The 19,505-nt window shown below is 71.1% G+C and carries 18 protein-coding genes and 1 pseudogene; 12 read left to right on the top strand and 7 right to left on the bottom strand.

The window, feature by feature from the left end; translation table 11 throughout:
• The first annotated feature begins 84 nt into the window (after positions 1-84).
• Positions 85-654 carry a two pore domain potassium channel family protein gene (locus H9622_RS14105; RefSeq protein WP_191767053.1) on the top strand — a complete coding sequence of 190 codons (570 nt, stop codon included), beginning with the start codon at positions 85-87 and terminating at the stop codon, positions 652-654.
• 3 nt (positions 655-657) lie between these two features.
• On the opposite strand, the gene H9622_RS14100 is transcribed toward H9622_RS14105, so the two are convergent.
• Both H9622_RS14100 and H9622_RS14095 read right to left on the bottom strand, forming a co-directional pair.
• Positions 658-1,410, bottom strand: coding sequence for a YidC/Oxa1 family membrane protein insertase (locus H9622_RS14100; RefSeq protein ID WP_191767052.1), 753 nt, complete (start codon positions 1,408-1,410; stop codon positions 658-660).
• Between the two features lie 106 nt (positions 1,411-1,516).
• Positions 1,517-1,795, bottom strand: a complete 279-nt coding sequence (locus tag H9622_RS14095) for a DUF6412 domain-containing protein (RefSeq protein ID WP_191767051.1) — start codon at positions 1,793-1,795, stop codon at positions 1,517-1,519.
• 161 nt (positions 1,796-1,956) lie between these two features.
• Between H9622_RS14095 and H9622_RS14090 the strand changes: the two genes are divergently transcribed.
• The 4 genes from H9622_RS14090 to H9622_RS14075 all read left to right on the top strand — a co-directional run bounded on the left by H9622_RS14090 (position 1,957) and on the right by H9622_RS14075 (position 7,934).
• Complete coding sequence (locus tag H9622_RS14090; protein WP_191767050.1) at positions 1,957-2,970, top strand: PLP-dependent cysteine synthase family protein; 1,014 nt, start codon at positions 1,957-1,959, stop codon at positions 2,968-2,970.
• Complete coding sequence (locus H9622_RS14085; RefSeq protein ID WP_191767049.1) at positions 2,967-4,127, top strand: cystathionine gamma-synthase; 1,161 nt, start codon at positions 2,967-2,969, stop codon at positions 4,125-4,127. The genes H9622_RS14090 and H9622_RS14085 overlap by 4 nt, the downstream gene beginning before the upstream one ends.
• Before the next feature lie 182 nt (positions 4,128-4,309).
• Positions 4,310-6,313 carry an oxidoreductase gene (locus H9622_RS14080; protein ID WP_191767048.1) on the top strand — a complete coding sequence of 668 codons (2,004 nt, stop codon included), beginning with the start codon at positions 4,310-4,312 and terminating at the stop codon, positions 6,311-6,313.
• Between the two features lie 58 nt (positions 6,314-6,371).
• Positions 6,372-7,934 carry an SLC13 family permease gene (locus H9622_RS14075; RefSeq protein WP_191767047.1) on the top strand — a complete coding sequence of 521 codons (1,563 nt, stop codon included), beginning with the start codon at positions 6,372-6,374 and terminating at the stop codon, positions 7,932-7,934.
• Positions 7,935-8,020: 86 nt separating this feature from the next.
• On the opposite strand, the gene H9622_RS14070 is transcribed toward H9622_RS14075, so the two are convergent.
• The gene (locus tag H9622_RS14070; protein WP_191767046.1) at positions 8,021-9,097 is read right to left on the bottom strand and encodes an SDR family NAD(P)-dependent oxidoreductase; all 1,077 of its coding nucleotides are present in this window, start codon (positions 9,095-9,097) and stop codon (positions 8,021-8,023) included.
• A 51-nt stretch (positions 9,098-9,148) separates the two neighbouring features.
• Between H9622_RS14070 and H9622_RS14065 the strand changes: the two genes are divergently transcribed.
• Both H9622_RS14065 and H9622_RS14060 read left to right on the top strand, forming a co-directional pair.
• Positions 9,149-9,712, top strand: coding sequence for a TetR/AcrR family transcriptional regulator (locus H9622_RS14065; RefSeq protein ID WP_191767045.1), 564 nt, complete (start codon positions 9,149-9,151; stop codon positions 9,710-9,712).
• A 22-nt stretch (positions 9,713-9,734) separates the two neighbouring features.
• On the top strand, positions 9,735-10,052 hold the full coding sequence (locus H9622_RS14060; RefSeq protein ID WP_191767044.1) for a DUF7882 family protein: 318 nt from the start codon (positions 9,735-9,737) through the stop codon (positions 10,050-10,052).
• Positions 10,053-10,174: 122 nt separating this feature from the next.
• Here H9622_RS14060 and H9622_RS14055 read toward each other — a convergent pair.
• Both H9622_RS14055 and H9622_RS14050 read right to left on the bottom strand, forming a co-directional pair.
• A pseudogene (locus H9622_RS14055) lies at positions 10,175-10,483 on the bottom strand (DUF7882 family protein); the annotation flags it as partial.
• Between the two features lie 9 nt (positions 10,484-10,492).
• Positions 10,493-11,137, bottom strand: coding sequence for a TetR/AcrR family transcriptional regulator (locus H9622_RS14050; RefSeq protein WP_191767043.1), 645 nt, complete (start codon positions 11,135-11,137; stop codon positions 10,493-10,495).
• Between the two features lie 105 nt (positions 11,138-11,242).
• Between H9622_RS14050 and H9622_RS14045 the strand changes: the two genes are divergently transcribed.
• Positions 11,243-12,049: a sugar phosphate isomerase/epimerase family protein gene (locus H9622_RS14045; RefSeq protein WP_191767042.1), complete on the top strand. Its 807-nt coding sequence runs from the start codon at positions 11,243-11,245 to the stop codon at positions 12,047-12,049.
• Entirely contained in the window at positions 12,049-13,179 is a 1,131-nt protein-coding gene (locus H9622_RS14040; protein ID WP_191767041.1) for a Gfo/Idh/MocA family protein, read from the top strand. Before H9622_RS14045 ends, H9622_RS14040 begins: the two co-directional genes overlap by 1 nt.
• A 128-nt stretch (positions 13,180-13,307) precedes the next feature.
• Here H9622_RS14040 and H9622_RS14035 read toward each other — a convergent pair whose 3' ends face one another.
• The gene (locus H9622_RS14035; RefSeq protein WP_191767040.1) at positions 13,308-13,943 is read right to left on the bottom strand and encodes an NADPH-dependent F420 reductase; all 636 of its coding nucleotides are present in this window, start codon (positions 13,941-13,943) and stop codon (positions 13,308-13,310) included.
• 58 nt (positions 13,944-14,001) lie between these two features.
• Entirely contained in the window at positions 14,002-15,405 is a 1,404-nt protein-coding gene (locus H9622_RS14030) for an aspartate aminotransferase family protein (protein WP_191767039.1), read from the bottom strand.
• Positions 15,406-15,632: 227 nt separating this feature from the next.
• Between H9622_RS14030 and H9622_RS14025 the strand changes: the two genes are divergently transcribed.
• Genes H9622_RS14025 through H9622_RS14015 form a run of 3 tightly spaced genes read left to right on the top strand, consistent with a single transcriptional unit; the run spans position 15,633 to position 19,287 of the window.
• A complete protein-coding gene (locus tag H9622_RS14025) occupies positions 15,633-16,685 on the top strand; it encodes an extracellular solute-binding protein (RefSeq protein WP_191767038.1) in 1,053 nt (350 codons plus the stop codon).
• A gap of 5 nt (positions 16,686-16,690) precedes the next feature.
• Entirely contained in the window at positions 16,691-18,238 is a 1,548-nt protein-coding gene (locus H9622_RS14020) for an ABC transporter permease (RefSeq protein WP_318247129.1), read from the top strand.
• Positions 18,235-19,287 carry an ABC transporter ATP-binding protein gene (locus H9622_RS14015; protein ID WP_191767037.1) on the top strand — a complete coding sequence of 351 codons (1,053 nt, stop codon included), beginning with the start codon at positions 18,235-18,237 and terminating at the stop codon, positions 19,285-19,287. The genes H9622_RS14020 and H9622_RS14015 overlap by 4 nt, the downstream gene beginning before the upstream one ends.
• The last annotated feature ends 218 nt before the right edge of the window (positions 19,288-19,505 follow it).

Below are 19,505 nucleotides of genomic sequence, written 5' to 3'. Positions count from 1 at the left end.
CACCGCCGCAGGTCGACCGGCACCCTTGAGGTCACCGTGGCGGAGCCGCGCCCTGCGCACGCCGGGGGAGAGGACGCCGCACGCATGGACGAAGCGCCGATCGAACGGCTGACCCGGTCTCAGCGCCGGAAGGTCATCGCCGTCGGCCTGCTGCGGGCGCTCCTCTCGGCGACCGTGCTCGTCACGCTCTATTTCCTCGTGCCGCTCGACTGGATCGACACGATCCCCGTGCCGGCCGCGATCGTCGTCGCGGCCGGCGTGCTCGCCGGGGTGACGGTGTGGCAGGTGCTCGCGATCATCCGCTCCGCCGATCCGGGCGTGCGCGCGATCGAGGCCCTCGCCGTGATCGCCCCCATCTATCTCCTCCTCTTCGCCACCATGTACTTCCTGATGGAGCGGAACGACCCCGGCGCGTTCACCGGCGACCTGTCGCGCATGGACGCCCTCTACTTCACGGTGACGATCTTCGCGACGGTCGGGTTCGGTGACATCAGCGCCGTCGCCGAGGTCGCGCGCGTGGTGGTGACGGTGCAGATGATCCTCAACCTCATCGTGCTCGGCGCGGGTGTCCGCCTGCTCACGATGGTCGTCAAGTACGGGCGGGAGCCGAAATCCTCGGATGCCGGCGGGCCGGCGCCCGTCGCCGACCGCTGACCCTCAGGGCGCGGCGAGCGGGTAGCGGCGGCGCAGGATCACGCGCTGCACCAGCGTCCAGACGACGGTGGTCGCGAGGTAGATCGCCGTTGCGAGCGGGACGAACAGTGCGACGATCGCGGTCGTGAACTGCAGCGCCCCGACGGCACGCGCGAATCCCGCGCCCGCAAGGGGCGAGGCATCCGCTCCGTCCGTCACCGGTGGTCGGAACGCGCGTCGCGTGACCTCGGCGGCGATCACGATCACGACGATCAGCGCGCCGAACACCGCGAAGGTCGGCGCTGTCGCGGTACCGGCGGCGATCGATCCCAAGAGGCTCGCGCCGAGCGGGACGCCGAGGAGCGTCTCGGACAGCAGCGCGTTCGCATGGCCCGCGATCGTCGGGAATGCGAAGAGCGCATAGACGACCCCGATGACCGGCGCCTGCGCCACGAGGGGCAGGCAGCCTGCGAACGGCGAGGTGTTCTCGTCGGCGTACAGCCTCATGGTCTCGCGCTGCAGCCGCTCGCGGTCGCGGCCGTACCGCTTCTGCAGGTCGCGCAGCTTCGGCGCGAGCCGGCTGCGCGTCTGTTCGGCCTTGGCCTGCGACACTCCGGCGGGCACGAGCGCGGCGCGCACCAGCAGGGTGAGGAGAAGGACGGATGCCGCGGCTGCAGCCGCACCCGCGAGTGGTTCGAGGAGCACCGTGATCTGCATGAGCACGGCGTAGGCCGCGTCGAGGATCGCGGCGACAGGGGGGAAGGCGTAGATGTCCAAGGGTGGTCCGTTCGTCGATGCCGAGGTGGTCGCATGCGGCCACGACGACGTCGGCAGACGCCGACGGCACCCCGCGGACGGGGGAGCGCGGACGGCGCGGAACGGGTCAGGCGGCCGGGACCGCGAATCCCGGCGCGCGCGGACGCGAGTGTCCGGGGGCATCCGGATCGCTCTGCGCAGGCCTCACCGACACGTCGATCGCGCGGCGCGGGTGCGGCGACGACCCGACGGCGGAGGCGGGAAGCTCGACTGACGCGGCGGTGAGGGCGACGATCGCGATCGCCGCGAGCGCGGCGGCGAGCACCAGTGCGCTGGGCTCGCGGACCGCGACGGCACCGAACACCTCGAGCAGCAGGCGGAGCAGAATGCCCAGAGACTCGCTCATGCCCACCGCCTTCCGTCGACCGCGCTCACGCTAACACGGACGCCGGGCTAGACTGACCGCGTGTTGACCTGTCGTTGTTGTCGCTGAGTGCCGCCGGCACGCTTCCGCGACCCCGACAGCCCGTCCGCGCCCCGCGCGGCGACACCACCTAGGACACATCCGTGCGTTACGCCAAGAGCGTGGCCGACCTGGTCGGCAACACCCCTCTCGTCCAGCTCACCCGCGTCACCGACGGCATCGCCGCCACGGTCCTCGCGAAGGTCGAGTACTTCAACCCGGGCAGCTCCGCCAAGGACCGCATCGCCCGCAACATCATCGACGCCGCCGAGCGTGACGGCCTGCTGCGTCCGGGCGGCACGATTGTCGAGCCGACCAGCGGGAACACCGGCGTCGGCCTGGCGCTGATCGCGCAGCAGCGCGGGTACCGCATGATCTTCGTCGTGCCCGACAAGTTCGCGGGCGAGAAGGTCGCCGTGCTGAAGGCGTACGGCGCCGAGGTCGTCATCACCGAGACGAGCGTTCCGCCCGAAGACCCGCGCTCGTACTACAGCGTGTCGGACCGCTTGGCCCGCGAGATCCCCGGCGCGTTCAAGCCGAACCAGTTCGCGAACCAGAACGGTCCCCGCGGCCACTACGAGACGACCGGGCCCGAGATCTGGCGCGACACCGACGGCCGGGTGACGCACTTCGTGGCGGGCATCGGCACGGGCGGCACGATCACCGGCACCGGGCGGTACCTGCGCGACGTGTCCCATGACGCCGTGCGCGTGATCGGGGTCGATCCCGAGGGCTCGATCTACTCCGGCGGTCCGGTTCACGGCTACCTCACCGAGGGCGTCGGCGAGGACTTCTGGCCTGAGACGTACGACCGCACGGTGGCGCACGAGGTGGTGCGCGTCCCCGACGCCGAGTCGTTCGCGATGACGCGCCGACTCGCCCGCGAGGAGGCGCTGCTCGTCGGCGGCTCGAGCGGGATGGCCGTCGTCGGCGCGCTGCGCGTCGCCCGCGACCTGCCTGCTGACGCGGTGGTCGTCGTGCTGCTCCCCGACCACGGCCGCGGCTACCTCAGCAAGATCTACGACGACGGCTGGATGCGCGCACGAGGCTTCGATGTCGACGCACCGGAGCCGGTCGCCGAGCAGCCCGAACCCCGATCCGAAGGAACCCAGGCATGACCGACACGAACGCCCCTCGCGGATTCGAGACCCGCGCCGTCCACGCCGGACAGACCTTCGATCCGACGACCGGCGCGGTCATCCCGCCCGTGCACTTCTCGACGACGTATGCCCAGGACGGCATCGGCGGGCTCCGCCAAGGCTTCGAGTACGGCCGCAGCGGCAACCCGACGCGCACCGCTCTCGAGTCACAGCTCGCCGCGCTCGAGGGCGGCGCGCACGGTCTGTCGTTCGCCTCGGGGCTCGCCGCCGAGGACGCACTCCTCCGATCCGTCCTCACGCCCGGCGACGAGGTGCTGCTCGGCAGCGACGTCTACGGCGGCACATACCGCCTGCTGGCCCGGGTGCTCGCGCCGTGGGGCATCGGTCTGCGGATCGTCGACATGAGCGACCTCGCCGCGGTCGGGGCCGCGCTCGCCGAGCGACCGGCGCGGATCCTGTGGGTCGAGACGCCGAGCAACCCGATGCTGCACATCACCGACATCGCGGGGCTCGCACGGCTCGGCCACGACGCCGGCGCCCTCATCGTCGTCGACAACACCTTCGCCTCGCCGGCGCTCCAGCAGCCGCTCTCGCTCGGCGCCGACGTCGTCGTCCATTCGACGACCAAGTACCTCGGCGGGCACTCCGACGTCGTCGGCGGCGCGCTGATCCTCAATGACGACGCTCTCTACGAGCAGGCGAAGTTCCACCAGTTCGCGGTGGGTGCGGTCTCCGGTCCGCTGGACGCCTGGCTCACCACGCGCGGTATCAAGACGCTCGCCGTGCGCATGCAGCGCCACAGCGAGAACGCGCAGGCGGTGGCGGAGTTCCTCGACGCGCACCCGAAGGTGGCCCGCGTGCACTACCCCGGCCTGCCCGCACACCCCGGTCACGAGCTCGCCGCCCGCCAGATGAGCGGCTTCGGCGGCATCGTCTCCGCGGAACTGGCGGACGCGGCATCCGCTCGCCGTCTCGCGGAGTCGACGAAGCTGTTCCAGCTGGCGGAGTCGCTGGGCGGTGTGGAGTCGCTCATGAACTACCCGGATGCAATGACCCACGCATCGGTGCGCGGCACCGAGCTCGCCGTCCCCGAGGAGCTCGTGCGGCTGTCGGTCGGCATCGAGACCGTCGACGACCTCATCGCCGACCTGGATCAGGCGCTCTCGGCCCTCTGAGCCCGGCGCTCTGAGCCCAGCGCGGGATCGCTCACCTGTCACAAGGTGCCGCCGCGGGCAGCACTTCGCGACAGGTGAGCAGCCCGCGCCCGAGTCGCCGCCGCTCACCTGTCACAAGGTGCCGCCGCGGGCAGCACTTCGCGACAGGTGAGCAGCGGGCACCGGGGTCGTAGGCTCGAAGGATGACCGAGAGCCTGCTGTCCCAGCCGCTGCGGATCGGGGCCGTGACGGTTCCGAACCGCATCATGCAGACGGCGCACTCGAAGCAGTACTCCGACCGCGTCGAGTCCGACCGCGAGACGGCGTACTTCGTGCGGCGGGCGGAGGGCGGCTGCGGCCTGTTCATCGCCGGCAACCACTTCGTGCATCCGTCGGGCTCGATCCGCGGCTTCCAGGACGCGTTCCGGCCGGAGTCGGTTCCGGCCAGCCGTCGCATGACCGACGCCATCCACGACGCCGGTGCGCGCGTCTTCGTGCAGCTCAACCACCACGGCGCGCAGGCGCAGCCCGACGGACCCGACGGACCGCGCACGGTGTATGCCCCGTCGCGCATACTGTCTCCCTCCACCTCGCACGCGACGCGGGCGATGAGCCACGACGACATCGCCTCGGTGATCGAGGGGTGGGCGACCTCGGCTGCGCATTCCCGCGACGGAGGGTTCGACGGCGTCGAGATCCACATGGCGCACGGGTACCTGCTCCACCAGTTCCTCTCGCCGCTCTACAACGCCCGGCGCGACGAGTACGGCGGCGACCTCGAGGGCCGCACGCGGTTCCCGCGTGAGGTGCTGCGCGCCGTGCGCGCACGTGTCGGCGACGACTTCACCGTCGGCATCCGCATCGTCGCGAACGAGTTCCACGCCGACGGACTCGACGGCGCGGCGATGCGCGAGGTGATCGCGCGCCTCCGTGCCGAAGCGCGCATCGACTTCCTCGACCTCGCCGCCGGCGGGTACCACAACGTGCACTACGTCTTCCCGTCGTCCGCCATGCCTGTGGCGTGGCTGCGCGACGACGTGGCGGCGGTCAAGGCGGCGGACCCCGACGTGCCGGTGTTCGGCGTCGGCGCCGCGCAGTCGGTTGAAGAGGCCGAGGAGGTCGTCGCGTCGGGCATCGCCGACATGGTCGCCCTCACGCGGGCTCAGATCGCCGACCCCGACCTCGGACTGAAGCTCACCGGCGCGACCGGTGCTGCAGGGGCCGGCGGCATCCGTCATTGCATCCGGCTGAATCAGGGATGCCTCGGCCGCGGCAGTCGCGGATTGGCGATGTCGTGCACCGTCAACCCGCTCGCGGGCCGGGAGCGCGAACGCGCGGAGCGCCCCCGCGCCGAGGTCGCGCAGCGGTGGATCGTGGTCGGCGGCGGACCGGCAGGCATGCGCGCCGCGGTCGAGCTCGCTTCCGACGGGCACGACGTCACGCTGCTCGAGGCGGATGAGGAGCTCGGCGGCCAGCTGCGGCTCGCGCGGCGCGTCCCCGGCCGCGAGAGCGTCGGCCTGCTCGTGAACGACCTGGTGCGCGATCTCGCGGATGCGAGCGTCGACGTACGGCTCGGGGTGCGCGCGACCGCCGCCGATCTGCGCGCGGAGGCTGCCGACGGCATCGTCCTTGCCACCGGGGCGACGGCGCCGCGCCGTTCGTCGCTCGCTCTGGGCGGCGCGTACGCCGGCGGCTTCCCCCTCGAGGGCACGGTCGACGCGTTCGCCGCGGCATCCGCCCCTGCACGCGTCGGATCGCGGATCGCCGTCGTCGACGCGGACGGCACGGCGTACGCGGCCGGCATCGTGCTCACCCTGCTCGACCACGTCGACGAACTCGAGCTCGTCACGCCGTTCGAGTCGGTGTTCCCGCATATCGGCGCGGGCTACGACCGGCCGCTCCTGCTGCAGCGCCTGCGCGCGCACGGCGGCTTCCGGCGCCGCACGGCGCAGTCGGTGACCGCCCTCGGCAGTGGCACGGTCGACCTCGCCGACACGCTCACCGGCGTCGATGAGACGCTCACCGGGCTCGACGCCGTCGTGGCGGTCGAGCCGCGCGCCTCCGTCGTGATCGACGGACTGTCGGATGCCGCGCCCCGCGTCGTCACCATCGGCGACGCCTACGCGCCCCGCACGATCGACGCCGCGATCTTCGAGGCGGTCGAGGTGGCCTACGACGTGGCCGGGCTCGCGGTGCTCCGCGGCTGAGCTCGCGGCCGCTCCGCGTCGCCTGACGTCCGCCGGACACGCTGGCTAGGGTGGGCGAGTGGACCCCGTCGCGGCGACGCTGATCATCCTGGCACTGGCGATCGTCGCCTTCGTGAGCAATCGCGTGCCCCTCGGAGTCGTCGCGCTCGGCGTCTCGCTCGCGCTGTTCTTCACCGGTGTGCTCACGCTGCCGCAGGCGCTCGCCGGCTTCGGCGACCCGACCGTCCTGTTCATCGCGGCTCTCTTCGTGGTGAGCGAGTCGCTCGATGCGTCGGGCGTCACGGCGTGGGCGGGGCAGAAGGTGATCGGCCGCGCGGGCACCCGCCGCCTCCCCCTCCTGGTGCTCATCTGCATGCTCGTCGCCGGGGCGGCTGCGCTGATCAGCATCAACGGCGCGGTCGCCGCGCTCCTGCCCCTGGTGGTCGTCGTCGCGTCCCGCGCGGGCATCCCGACCTCGCAGCTCCTCATGCCGCTGGCATTCGCGGCCTCCGCCGGTTCGCTGCTGCTGCTCACCGGCACCCCGGTGAACGTCATCGTCTCGGAGATCGCCGCCGAGAACGGCGGTCGCGCCTTCGGCTACTTCGAGTTCGCGCTAGTCGGTGTTCCCCTGGTCATCGTGACGGTCGCGTTCATGGCCCTGTTCGGCAAACCGCTGCTTCCCGTACGCACCGTCAGCAGCATGCCTCTCGACCTCGTGCGGCACGCGCGCCTGCTGCGGCAGCAGTACTCGCTCAGCCTCGACACCGGCCTGATCATGGGACCGCAGAACGGCGTGAGCGAGGTCGTGATCCCGCCGCGGTCACCTCTCATCGGCACCACGGTGTACTGCGGCATGGCCGCGCCCAACGGCGAACTGGTGATCCTGGCCGCCCGTCGCGGTGATGAGCAGCTGAAGGGCCAGGACATCACGATCCAGGCGGGCGACGTGCTGCTCATGCAGGGGACGTGGGACGACCTCACCCGGCACGCGGAGAAGACGGGCGTGCTCGTCGTCGACCCGCCCGCGCGACTGCGCCGCTCGGTGCCGCTCGGCCGCGGCGCCAAGCGATCGCTGGTCGTGCTCGCCGCGATGATCGTGCTCCTCGCAACCGGCGTCGTGCCGCCGGTCGTCGCCGGACTGCTCGCGGCGATGGCGCTGGTGCTGACGCGGACGGTCACGCCGATGCAGGCGTATCGGTCGATCTCGTGGACGACGATCGTGCTGATCGCCGGCATGATCCCGCTGTCGACGGCCTTCATCGAGACCGGCACCGCCGCGCTCATCGCGGATGGGCTGCTCTCCATGCTCGGCGCGGGCGGACCGCACGTCGCCCTGGCAGCGCTGTGCCTGCTCACCGTCGTGCTCGGTCAGCTGATCAGCAACACCGCGACGGTGCTCATCGTCGCTCCGATCGCGGTGTCGGTCGCCGCATCCCTCGATCTGTCGGTGCAGCCGTTCATGATGGCGCTCACCGTCGCGGCGGCCGCCTCGTTCCTGACTCCCATCGCGACCCCGGTCAACCTGATGGTGATGGAGCCCGGCGGCTACCGGTTCGGCGACTACTGGAAGCTCGGGCTCCCGCTCGCCGTGATCTTCCTGCTGTTCGCCGTGCTCTACGTGCCCCTGGTCTGGCCCTTCTGACACGGCCGATGCCCGGCGAATCGCTTCGCCGGGCATCGGGAGCGCCGTGCCGCGGGAGCAGCCGCGCAGCGTTCTCCGCTACCGCGTCAGGCCGCGGACCAGCCCCCGTCGCTCGCAAGCGTGACGCCGTTGATGTTCACGCCGTCGTCGGAGAGCAGGAAGGTGATGGATGCCGCGAGAGCATCGGCCTCGACCGGGTCGGACATGACCGCCATGCCGGTGCGCACGCGCTCCGCTCCGAGCGGCGAGGCGAAGCTCGCCTCGATGTTGGTGATCGTCGCGCCGGGGGCGACCGCGTTGACGCGGATGCCGCTGGGACCGTACATGAAGGCGCTCGACTTGGTGAGGCCGACGACGGCGTGCTTGGACGCGGTGTAGGCGGCACCGGCGGCAGAGCCGCGCAGCGCGGCTTCGGATGCGGTGTTGACGATCGAGCCGCCGCCCTGAGCGAGCATCGTCGGGATGACCGCTCGCATGAGCTTCATCGTGCCGTCGACGTTCACGCGGAAGACACGCTGCCAGACGGCGTCGGAGACCTCGCCCACCGGCGTCATGTCGTCCATGATCCCGGCGATGTTGGCGAGACCGTCGATGGTGTCGCCGGCCGTCTCGACGATGCGGGCGATCGCTTCGTCGTCGGTGATATCGGCGGCGAGGGCGGAGATGTCGGCCCCCGGGTGTTCGCCGACGAACTCGTCGAGGCGCTCCTGGCTGACGTCCACCGCGATGACCCGACCGCCCTCGCGCGCGATGCGGGACGCCGTGGCGCGGCCGATGCCCGAGCCGGCCCCGGTGACGATCACGGTCTGACCGGCGAAGCGGCCCTGGTCGATGCGTTCGGTCCACTCACGCAGCGCGACCGTCGGCACGGCGTCGTCGGCACCGTCGGCAGCGTCGGCGGTGACGGCCGGGGCAGCGCCGGTGGCGCCCTCGGGCACGTCGCCCGCGGCGGCACGAGCGACCAGGTCGTCGAGCATCCCCTGGGTGAAGGAGCCGCGACTGAGCTTCACGAGTCGCTTGATCGCGAGGCGTCGCACGGGTGTGAAGACCTCGGGCGTCTGCCCGCTCTGCGCGAGCATGTGGGTGAGGATCGCGTTCCCGGCGGGATCGGCCAGCCACTCGGCGATCGAGGAGTCCCCGGTGAGGGGCTTCGGGTTGCCCATGATGAGTTCCTTTCGTAACCGGACATCATTGTCCGGAGTTAGGCTACACCCGTGCAGAGCACCGCATCCCCCCGTGCGAACCGTGGGCCCGCCGCCGCCGCCGAGAATCGCAGAGCCCTGATCGCCGCCGCTCGAGAGGTGTACGCCGACGGGGGCCTCGCCGCGCCCTTCAGCGCTGTCGCCAAGCGCGCCGGCGTCGGGCAGGGCAGTCTCTATCGGCACTTCCCCGACCGCACGGCGCTCGCCGTCGCGGTGTTCGAGGAGAACGTCGCCGAGTTGGAGGAGTACATCTCCGGTCCCGACCGCACGATCGACGACCTGCTCGACAGAGTCGTGGCGCAGGCCGTCGAGTCCACCGCGCTGCTCGCGCTCATCACGGCCGACCTGACCGACCCGCGCGTTCAGCCGCTGGGCGAGCGCTTCGCCGTGGTGGTGTCGTCGCTCGTCGAACGAGAGCACCGTGCGGGCCGCATCGGCGACCACATCGACGCCGAGGACGTGACGATGGCGGCCGGGATGCTGGCCACCGAGCTGGCCCGCACCGACCCGCCTGCCCGGCCCGCCGTCGCGGCAAGGGCCCGGCGCCTGTTCGCCGCCGCGTTCGCGCCGCGCTGACACGGCGCTCTATGCTCCTCGCATGGGCAGGTTCATCTACGACACGACGGCGAACTCGGTCGACATCGACGATCGGACCCTCGCGCATCTGCGCATCGTCATCATGAACAAGCTCCGCCGGGGGGAGCCGTTCATGTTCGACGTCGAGGTGGGCGACGGCAGTGGTCGTCGCAGCTTCTGGATCCATCCGTCCGTGCCGCTGCAGTTCCACTTCTTCGGCAGCCGTCAGCCGCGGGTCAATCGGCGCTGGATCGAAGACCTGATGCTCTCCGCGAGTGGCCCCTCCGGGCTCTCGATCGTCCCCGAGCCCGCCGAGGACGCCGCGCCGGAAGAGGCCTGAGAGCCTCAGCGCTCGTCGCCGGGGAACTCGGTGCCCGCCACTCGCAGGGTGCCGACATCGAGGCTGTCGACCTCGACCGCGCCGAGCGTCACATCTCCCTCCGCCGTGCCGCTCGTCGGCTCGGGCGCGGTGTCGATGTGCTCCGCGACGAGGGTGATGCCACCGGAGGAGCTGGCTGAGTTGGCAAGGTCTTCGACCCACTGCCGACTGAGCTTCGTCGGTTCGGGGTCGTCGAAGACGAAGCGCAGCGGGATGGAGGGATGCAGCCACAGCGTGCTGCGCCCGCGCGGCTCATCGTCCGGGTGCTCCCACGAGACGGTGAAGCTCTCCCCGCGCCGCAGCTTCGTCGTGATGACGACCTTGAGATGCGCCAGCGCCCGGTCTTCGATGTGGATCGGAGTCGCCGAGCCGCCGTAGTAGATGGTCCCCACGCCGCGATCCTATGCCTTGCCGCCGCGCCGGGGGTGGGGTTCCAGCAGTCGCGCGAGAAGATCGAGCGATTCGGACTGGGGGACCGACTCGTCGAGCATCCACTGGGTCTGCAGCCCGTCGGACGCCGCGATGACGAGCGATGCGACGGACTCGGCATCGACGTCGTCACGGATGCGCCCCGACGCCTGCCCGCGCTCGACGCGCTGCACGAGGTCGGCGCGCACCGCCGCGAAGCGCTCGGTGGCGAAGGCGGTGGCGTCGGGATGGCCGGCTTCGAGGGCTGCCGCGACGAGCGTCGAGTAGAGCTGCACCAGCCCGGGCACGGCGTGGTTGCGTCGAGCGGATGCGGTCATGATGTCGACGGGCGACGCGTCGAGGCCGTGCGGCTCGGCCTCGACCTGCTGGCGCTCCGCCTCGCGGTACACCTCGACGAGCAGGCTTTCGCGCGACGAGAAGTAGTGCGACAGCGCGGCATGCGAGACCCCGATCTCCTGGGCGATCGATCGCAGGCTGGTACCGGCCGACCCCCGCCGCGCGAACACTTCGATGGCACGGTCGAGGATCTGCTGTCGCCGGGCGAGGCCCTTCGCATACGGCCCGCGCGGCCGGGACGAGGCGTCGTCGTCGGCGGCGACCGCGGGCTCTTCGGGCATGCAGGCATCCTAGCCAGAATGAAAACCTCCGTGTGGAGGTTTTGTGCTAGCGTGCTCACGTGGCGCCATCGGGCGCACGTCGACGTCGACCACAGGAGAGGTTCCATGACGGCACTCACATCGGTTCAGCTGTTCACCGTGAAGGACGCCCTCGAGGCCGACCTGGACGGCACCCTCGCCGAGGTCGCCCGGCGCGGGTTCACCGCCGTCGAGCCTTACGACTTCGTCCGGCGCGCGGCCCCGCTCGCGGCATCCCTCACCGCTCACGGCCTTGCCGCCCCCACCGGCCACGCATTCCTCGCGTCGACCTCCTTCGTGAACCCCGACGGCAGCGGCACCACACTCCCCGTGCCGACGCCCGACGAGGTGTTCGATGCCGCCGAGATCCTCGGCATGGGCACGGTCATCGACCCGTACACCGAGCCCGCCCGCTGGGAGACGCGCGAGCAGATCGAGGAGACCGCACGCCTGCTCAACGCCGCCGCCGAGATCGCGGCCCACCGCGGACTGCGCGTCGGGTACCACAACCATGCGCACGAGCTCGAGGCGCAGATCGACGGGCAGACCGGCCTCGAGCTGCTCGCCGAGCTGCTGGACCCCCGCGTCGTGCTCGAGGTCGACCTGTACTGGGCCGCCCGCGCGGGAGTCGACCCGGCCGCGCTGCTCACCACGCTGGGCGACCGCGTCGTCGCGGTGCACGTCAAGGACGGCACGCTCGACGCCGAGGCGATCAAGGCCTACCCGCCCGCCGACCAGGTGCCGGCCGGCACGGGCAACGTGCCGCTGAACTCGGCGCTGGACGCGGCATCCGCTCTTGAATTCGCCATCGTGGAGTTCGACGCCTACGCCGGCGACCTGTTCGACGCGATCGAGCAGAGCCGCGTCTTCCTCGACGAGCGGGCGGCGGCCTGATGGGCGCGCCCGTCGGCGTCGGCATCATCGGCGCGGGGAACATCAGCGACCAGTACCTGCGGAACCTCACGGCCTTCCCCGACGTGAGGGTGCTCGCGATCGGCGACCTGCTCGAGGACCGGGCGCGCGAGCAGGCGGCGAAGTACGGCGTGCCGAGGGCCGGGGGCGTCGACCTCGTGCTCGGCGACCCCGACATCGAGATCGTCGTCAACCTCACGATCCCCGCCGTGCACGTCGAGGTCTCCGAGGCGATCCTGGCCGCCGGCAAGCACGTGTGGACCGAGAAGCCCATCGGCGTGGATCGTGCGTCGTCGCTGCGCATGCTCGAGAAGGCGGATGCCGCGGGCCTGCGCGTCGGCGTCGCGCCCGACACGGTGCTCGGACCGGGCGTGCAGACGGCGAAGCGCGCGATCGCCCGCGGTGACATCGGGCGCCCGCTGTTCGCGCAGACGACGTTCCAGTGGCAGGGGCCGGAGATCTTCCATCCCAACCCCGCGTTCCTCTACGCCGTCGGTGGCGGTCCGCTGCTCGACATGGGTCCGTACTACGTCTCGGCGCTCGTCCACGTGTTCGGTCCGGTCGCGGCGGTCGCAGCGGTCGGCCTGCGCGCCACCGACTCACGCGTCGTGCAGGTCGGCCCGCTCGCCGGACAGGAGTTCCCCGTCGAGATCCCCTCGACCGTCTCGGTGCTGACGCAGTTCGAGCAGGGCGGCCAGGCGTCGAGTCTGTACAGCACCGATTCCCCGCTGCTGCGCCAGGGCATCGTCGAGATCACCGGCACCGAAGGGACGCTCGTCATCCCCGACCCGAACACCTTCGGCGGTCCGATCACGATCACGCGACCGCTCGCCGAGATGATCGTGCCGCCGGCGCCGGTCGTGCAGGAGATCGTGGAGGTCGAGCAGGAGGGCGTTCTCGCCGGGCGCGGCCTGGGCCTGCTGGACATGGTGCGGTCGATCCGCGCCGGGCGCCCGCACGTCGCGACGGGGCGCTTCGGCTACCACGTGCTCGACACGCTGCTCTCGATCGAGGAGTCCGTCGAGTCCGGCGCCTTCGTGCCGGTGCAGAGCACGATCGACGCGGTGGGCTCGATCCCGGCCGACTTCGACCCCTACGCCGCGACGCTCTGACGCGTTCCTCGCCCGCCCGGCCCCGCCCCGCCCCTTGTTCGTTGTCCACAGGAGCGGCCTCAGCCGGGCTGCGGACCCTGCATCCGTGGACGACGAACTGGGGGGAGGGGCGGAGGGGCGGCGGAGCGTCAGCGGGTCGCGCGGGCCAGGTTCGCCTCGAGCTCGGACTTCGTCTGCCGCGACACGTACGCCGGCTGGTCGCGCTCGACGCGCCAGCTCTCGGCGACCGAGCCGATGTCGACGGTGTCGAAGCCGAACTCGTCATACAGCTCCGTGACGAACGCCACGGCGTCGGGGTGATCGCTCGCCGTGGCGAGCGCGCGCCGGTCCTCAGTGCCCGAGGGGGCACCCGTCGTCAGGATGTCCGTCGAGTACAGGTGGTTGAACGCCTTCACGACCTTCGAGTCGGGCAGGTGCTCCTGCAGCATCCCGGTCGTGGTGGTCTGCTTGGCGTCGAGCGCGGCGATCCGCCCGTCGCGCTCCCAGTAGTAGTTGTTCGTGTCGAGCACGATCTTGCCCGCGAGGGGCTCGACCGGGATCTGATCCAGCGCCTTGAGCGGCACGGTCACGATGACGACGTCACCGGATGCCGCGGCATCCGTCACAGTTCCTGCCGAGACATTCGGCCCGAGCTCGCCGGCGAGCGCCGTGAGCGTCTCGGGACCGCGCGAATTGCTGATCACGACCTCGTAGCCGCGCTCGGCGAGGCCGCGCGCGAGGGTCGATCCGATGTGTCCTGCTCCGATGATTCCGACTCGTGTCATGCCGTAGGGGAACGCGCAGACGCCCGGCGGGAATTCCCGCCGGGCGTCATGCTGCGACTCAGAGCCGGGTCCAGGCCTCCGTCAGCACCGAGCGGAGGATCTGCTCGATCTCGGTGAACTCGCTCGGTCCGATGGTCAGCGGCGGAGCGAGCTGGATGACCGGGTCGCCGCGGTCGTCGGCCCGGCAGTACAGGCCGGCGTCGAACAGAGCCTTCGAGAGGAACCCGCGCAGCAGCCGCTCGGACTCGTCGTCGTCGAACGTCTCCTTCGTCGCCTTGTCCTTCACCAGCTCGATGCCGAAGAAGTATCCGTCGCCGCGCACGTCGCCGACGATGGGCAGGTCGGTCAGCTTCTCGAGCGTCTGGCGGAAGATCGGCGAGTTCTCGCGCACCCGCTCGGGCAGGCCCTCCTCCTCGAAGATGTCGAGGTTCTCGAGCGCCACGGCGGCCGCGACGGGGTGACCGCCGAAGGTGTAGCCGTGGTAGAACGCGGTGTCGCCGTGCGCGAACGGCTCGTAGATGCGGTCCGAGACGACGGTGCCGCCGAGCGGCGCGTAGCCGCTGGTGACCGCCTTGGCGAACGTGATCATGTCGGGCTGGTACCCGTAGGCGTCGCACGCGAACATGTGCCCGATTCGGCCGAAGGCGCAGATCACCTCGTCGGACACCAGCAGCACGTCGTACTTGTCGCAGATCTCGCGGACCCGCTGGAAGTAGCCGGGAGGGGGCGGGAAGCATCCGCCCGAGTTCTGCACCGGCTCGAGGAAGACGGCCGCGACGGTGTCAGGACCCTCGAACTGGATCATCTCCTCGATGCGGTCCGCGGCCCACACGCCGAACTCCTCGAGGCTGCCCGTGGGAGCGCCCATGTCTTCGGCGCGGTAGAAGTTCGTGTTCGGCACGCGGAAGCCGCCGGGGGTCAGCGGCTCGAACATGGCCTTCATGGCAGGGATGCCGGTGATCGCGAGCGCGCCCTGCGGGGTGCCGTGGTAGGCGACGGACCGCGAGATCACCTTGTGCTTAGTGGGCTTGCCCTGCAGCTTCCAGTAGTACTTCGCGAGCTTGAAGGCGGTCTCGACGGCCTCGCCGCCGCCCGTGGAGAAGAAGACCTTGTTGAGGTCGCCGGGCGCGTAGTCGGCGATGCGGTCGGCCAGCTCGATCGCGGCGGGGTGCGCGTACGACCAGATCGGGAAGAAGGCGAGCTGCTCGGCCTGCTTCGCGGCGACCTCGGCGATGCGCTTGCGGCCATGACCGGCGGCGACGACGAACAGGCCGGCCAGGCCGTCGATGTACTTCCTGCCCTGCGAGTCCCAGATGTGGTGGCCCTCGCCCTTGACGATGATCGGGACGCCCGGTCCTTCGGTCATCACCGACTGGCGGGCGAAGTGCATCCACAGATGATCCTTGGCCATCTGCTGGAGCTCGGCCTCGGTGCGGGCGTGGCGTTCGGTCGTGGTCGACATGGGTGGGCCTTCCGTAGGACGTGTCCCCGACCCTACGCCGTGGGCCATCGGCTGCGTCAGTGGCCCCGGCAGACAATTGGTGCGGTCTCACCGACCGAGCCGGACGCGCTGACGCGCCTCCGGCTCGGCGGCGTCGGCGCGCAGTCGGGCGTCATATGTTCGCTCACGCGTACGGACTAAGGTTAGGCTTACCTGATCCAGTCATCCGTTCGTGAAGGAGATCCTGCATGACCCCTCGACGCACCGCGATGGCGGCACTGGCCGTCGTCGCTCTCGTCACCACCGGCTGCGCAGCCACGCCGTCGGGCCCCGGCTCCGCGCCGTCGGAGGATGGCGCCGCCATCGAGAGCGATGGCGTGCTGACGCTGTACTCGGGCCGCAGCGAGGATCTGATCGGACCGCTGATCGAGCAGTTCACGGAAGAGACGGGCATCGAGGTCGAGGCGCGATACGGCTCGACGGGCGAGATCGCGGCGCTGCTGCTCGAGGAGGGGAACGCGACTCCCGCCGAGGTGTTCCTCTCGCAGGACGCCGGCGCGCTCGGCGCGCTCACCCAGGCGGGCCTCGCCTCGGCGATCCCCGCCGAGCTCGCCGACGCGGTCCCCGCGGGCTTCACCAGCACGGATGGCAGCTGGGTCGGCATCACGGGGCGCGCCCGTGTGATCGCATACGACGGCAGCCAGCTCACCGCGAACGAGGTGCCCGACTCCACCGACGATCTGGTGGCGCCGCAGTGGAACGGAAAGGTCGCGTTCGCCCCGGGCAATGCCAGCTTCCAGTCCTTCGTGACGGGCCTTCGCGTCCTCGAGGGCGAGGAGGCGGCGGACGAGTGGGTCGCAGGAATCGCGGCAAACGCCCCGGTGCTGACTGAAAGCAACGGTGATTCGCTCGAGCTCGTCAACACCGGCGCGGCGCAGCTCGGCCTGATCAACCACTACTACTGGTACGAGGCGGCCGAGGAGGTCGGTGCGGAGAACATGCGCGCACAGCTGAAGTTCCTCCCCGGTGACGCGGGCGGGATCATGAACGTCACGGGAGCGGCGATCCTCGCCGGCGCACAGGGCGATCCCGATGCCGTCGCCTTCGTGGAGTATCTGCTGTCCGAGGACGGTCAGGCGTACTTCGTCGAGCAGACGCACGAGTACCCGCTGGTGCCCGGCGTCGCCGCGCCGGAGGGGCTTCCGGAGCTCGACACCCTCGTGAACCCCGACCTCGACCTCAGCGACCTCGAGTCGGTCTCCGAGACGCAGGAGCTCCTGGCCGCGCACGGCCTCATCTAGGCGTCGTGGACCGCTCGACCTCGAGTCCTCGCCGGAAGGCCCCGCTGCTGCTGATCGCAGCGGCGGGGCTGTCGGCCGTCCTCGCGGCGATCCCGCTCATCTACCTCGGCGTCCGCATCGGCGAAGCGGGGTGGGAGGGCGTGATCCGGGTGCTGGAGCGCCCCCGGATCCCCCTTCTGCTCGCGAACACGGTCGTGCTCGCGGCATCCGTCACCCTCTCCGCCGTCGCGCTGGGAGTCGCCGGCGCACTCGCCCTCAGCCGCGTCCGACTGCCCGCGCCGCGTCTGTTCGCGGTGGCGGCCGTGCTGCCGCTCGCGGTGCCGTCGTACCTCGCGGCGTTCGGCTGGCTCGCGACCTTCCCCGGGATCCACGGGTTCTGGCCGTCGTGGGCGGTGCTCACCCTCGTGACCGTTCCGTATGTGACCCTCCCCGTCGTCGGCGCCCTCCGGGGCGCCCCCGCCGCGTTCGCCGAGGTCTCCCGAACGCTCGGCCACGGTCCGGTGCGCACGTTCGTCTCGGTCGTGTGGCCCGGCATCCGCACCCCGACGCTCGCCGGTGCGCTGCTGACCTGCCTGTATGTGCTCGCGGACTTCGGCGGGGTCGCGCTGTTCCGCTATCCGGTGCTGACGACGGCGATCCATCAGGCGTACGGCGCGAGCTTCGACCGGTACTACGCCGCCGTCCTCGCGGGCGTGCTCGTGCTCATCGCGCTCGCGATCTTCGCGGCGGAGCGGCGCCTCCGCCCGCGCCGGGAGTTCGCCGTCGGACGTGCGGGCGCCAGGCCACCGGGCCTCACGGGGTGGACCGTTCCGGTCGCCGCCGTCGTACTTCTCATCGCGCCGGTCGGCGCGGTCGCGGTGCCCGTCGCGAGCCTCATCGCGCGGCTGCTGAATGCGCAGACGGTGGACGGGACGGATGCCTCGGCCCTCGCCGAGGCGACCGGGAACACGATCGTCCTGTCCGTCGCCGGCGCGATCATCGCGGTGATCCTCGCCCTGCCGATCGCGACGCTCGCCGCGCGGTACGCGGGGCGGGTGTCGCGCATCCTCGAGACAGCGGGATCCGTGCCGCTGGCGGTGCCTGGAATCGTCCTGGGACTCGGACTCGTGTTCTTCTCGCTGGTCGCCGTGCCCGCGCTCTATCAGACGTCGATCCTGCTCGCCTTCGCCTACGGCATCCTCTTCCTGCCGAAGGCGGTCGGCACGATCCGTTCGTCGATCGAGCGCGTCCCCCGTGCGCTCGGTGACGTCGCCGGGACTCTCGGGCATGCCCCGCTCGCGACGTGGTGGCGCGTGACGATGCGCCTCGCGCGACCTGGCATCCTGGTGGCGGCGCTGTTCATCGCGGTGACCGCGATGAAGGAGCTGCCGGCGACGCTCATGCTCCGCCCCACGGGAACGACGACGCTTGCGGTCGAGCTGTGGGCGAGGACCGACATCGCCCAGTATGGAGCCGCCGTACCCTATGCGGTCGTGCTCGTCGTGCTCGCGACGATTCCGGCGGTGCTGCTGTCGCCGCGCGAGGAGCGTGTCGAGATGGGAAGGCCGGTATGAGCGAGCTCGTGGTGGACGGTGTCGTCGTGGACCTGGGCGGTGCGGATGTGCTGACGGATGTGTCGCTGCGCGTGCACGACGGTGCGTTCGCAGTGATCGTCGGCCCGAGCGGCTGCGGCAAGTCGACGCTGCTGCGAACGATCGCGGGGCTGATCCCGGCGCGAGCGGGACGCGTCGAACTCGGCGGCGAGATCGTCACGGATGCCGCCGCGGTCGTCGTGCCTCCGGAGCGTCGCGGGGTCGGCTGGGTGCCCCAGGACGCGACGCTGTTCCCGCACCTGACCGTCGCGCAGAACGTCGCGTTCGGTCGTGCGGGGCTCCGGGCCCGCCGGCGCCGGGCAGGGAAAGCCCTTCGGACGACCGACGACGAGCGCGTGCTCGGCGAGCTGCTCGAACTGACCGGCCTCGGCGCCCTCGCTTCCCGATACCCCGACCAGCTCTCGGGGGGCCAGGCCCAGCGGGTCGCGCTGGCGCGCGCCCTGGCCGCCGAGCCCCGGCTGCTTCTGCTCGACGAGCCGTTCGCCGCGCTGGACCCGCAGCTCCGCGGCGAGCTGCGCGAGGACGTACGCACGCTGCTCGGGCGATTGCGCGTGACCTGCCTGATGGTCACCCACGATCAGGACGAGGCCCTGCTGATCGCCGACACAGTGGTCGTGATGCGCGACGGTCGGGTGGTGCAGCAGAGCACGCCTGTCGACCTCTACCGGCATCCCGTCTCGCCCTGGGTCGCGACGTTCGTCGGAGAGGCCGTCTTCACCGACGGCGTCGCGACCGGGTCGGCGGCGTCCACTCCGCTCGGCGATCTCGTCATCTCGCCGCCGGCGAGCGGCCCGGTCACCGTGATGCTGCGACCGGAGCAGTTCGAGCTGGCGCCGGAAGGAGGAATCTCCGCCCGCGTGACCCGCGTGCAGTATGGCGGGCACGCCGCACTCGTCCACCTGGACAGCGAGGCGGGAGCCCTCCTGGCACGCGTGCCCGCCGGGTCGATTCCCCGGGTCGCCGACGTGGTCGCGGTCCGCGTCAGCGGGTCCGCGGTCGCCTATTCCTGACCCGGCGGACGGGGCACGCTGGGCTCGTCGGGCGACGGGAACGTGGGTTCCTGCGGGTTCGGGGCGAGCGGCTCGTCCGGCGTCGGGACGGGCGGCTCGGTCGGGTACGGCCCCGGTGTCTCCCCCGGAACTCCCGGTGTGCCGCCCGGAGCTCCCGGTGTGCCGCCCGGAGCTCCCGGTGTGCCTGGGAAGGTGTTCGGATCAGTCATGGGAAAGGC

This window comes from Microbacterium gallinarum (assembly GCF_014837165.1).
Classification (GTDB): Bacteria; Actinomycetota; Actinomycetes; order Actinomycetales; family Microbacteriaceae; genus Microbacterium; species Microbacterium gallinarum.
The sequence above is the reverse complement of the archived record's forward strand: the minus strand, read 5'-3'. Positions and strand labels throughout refer to the sequence as shown.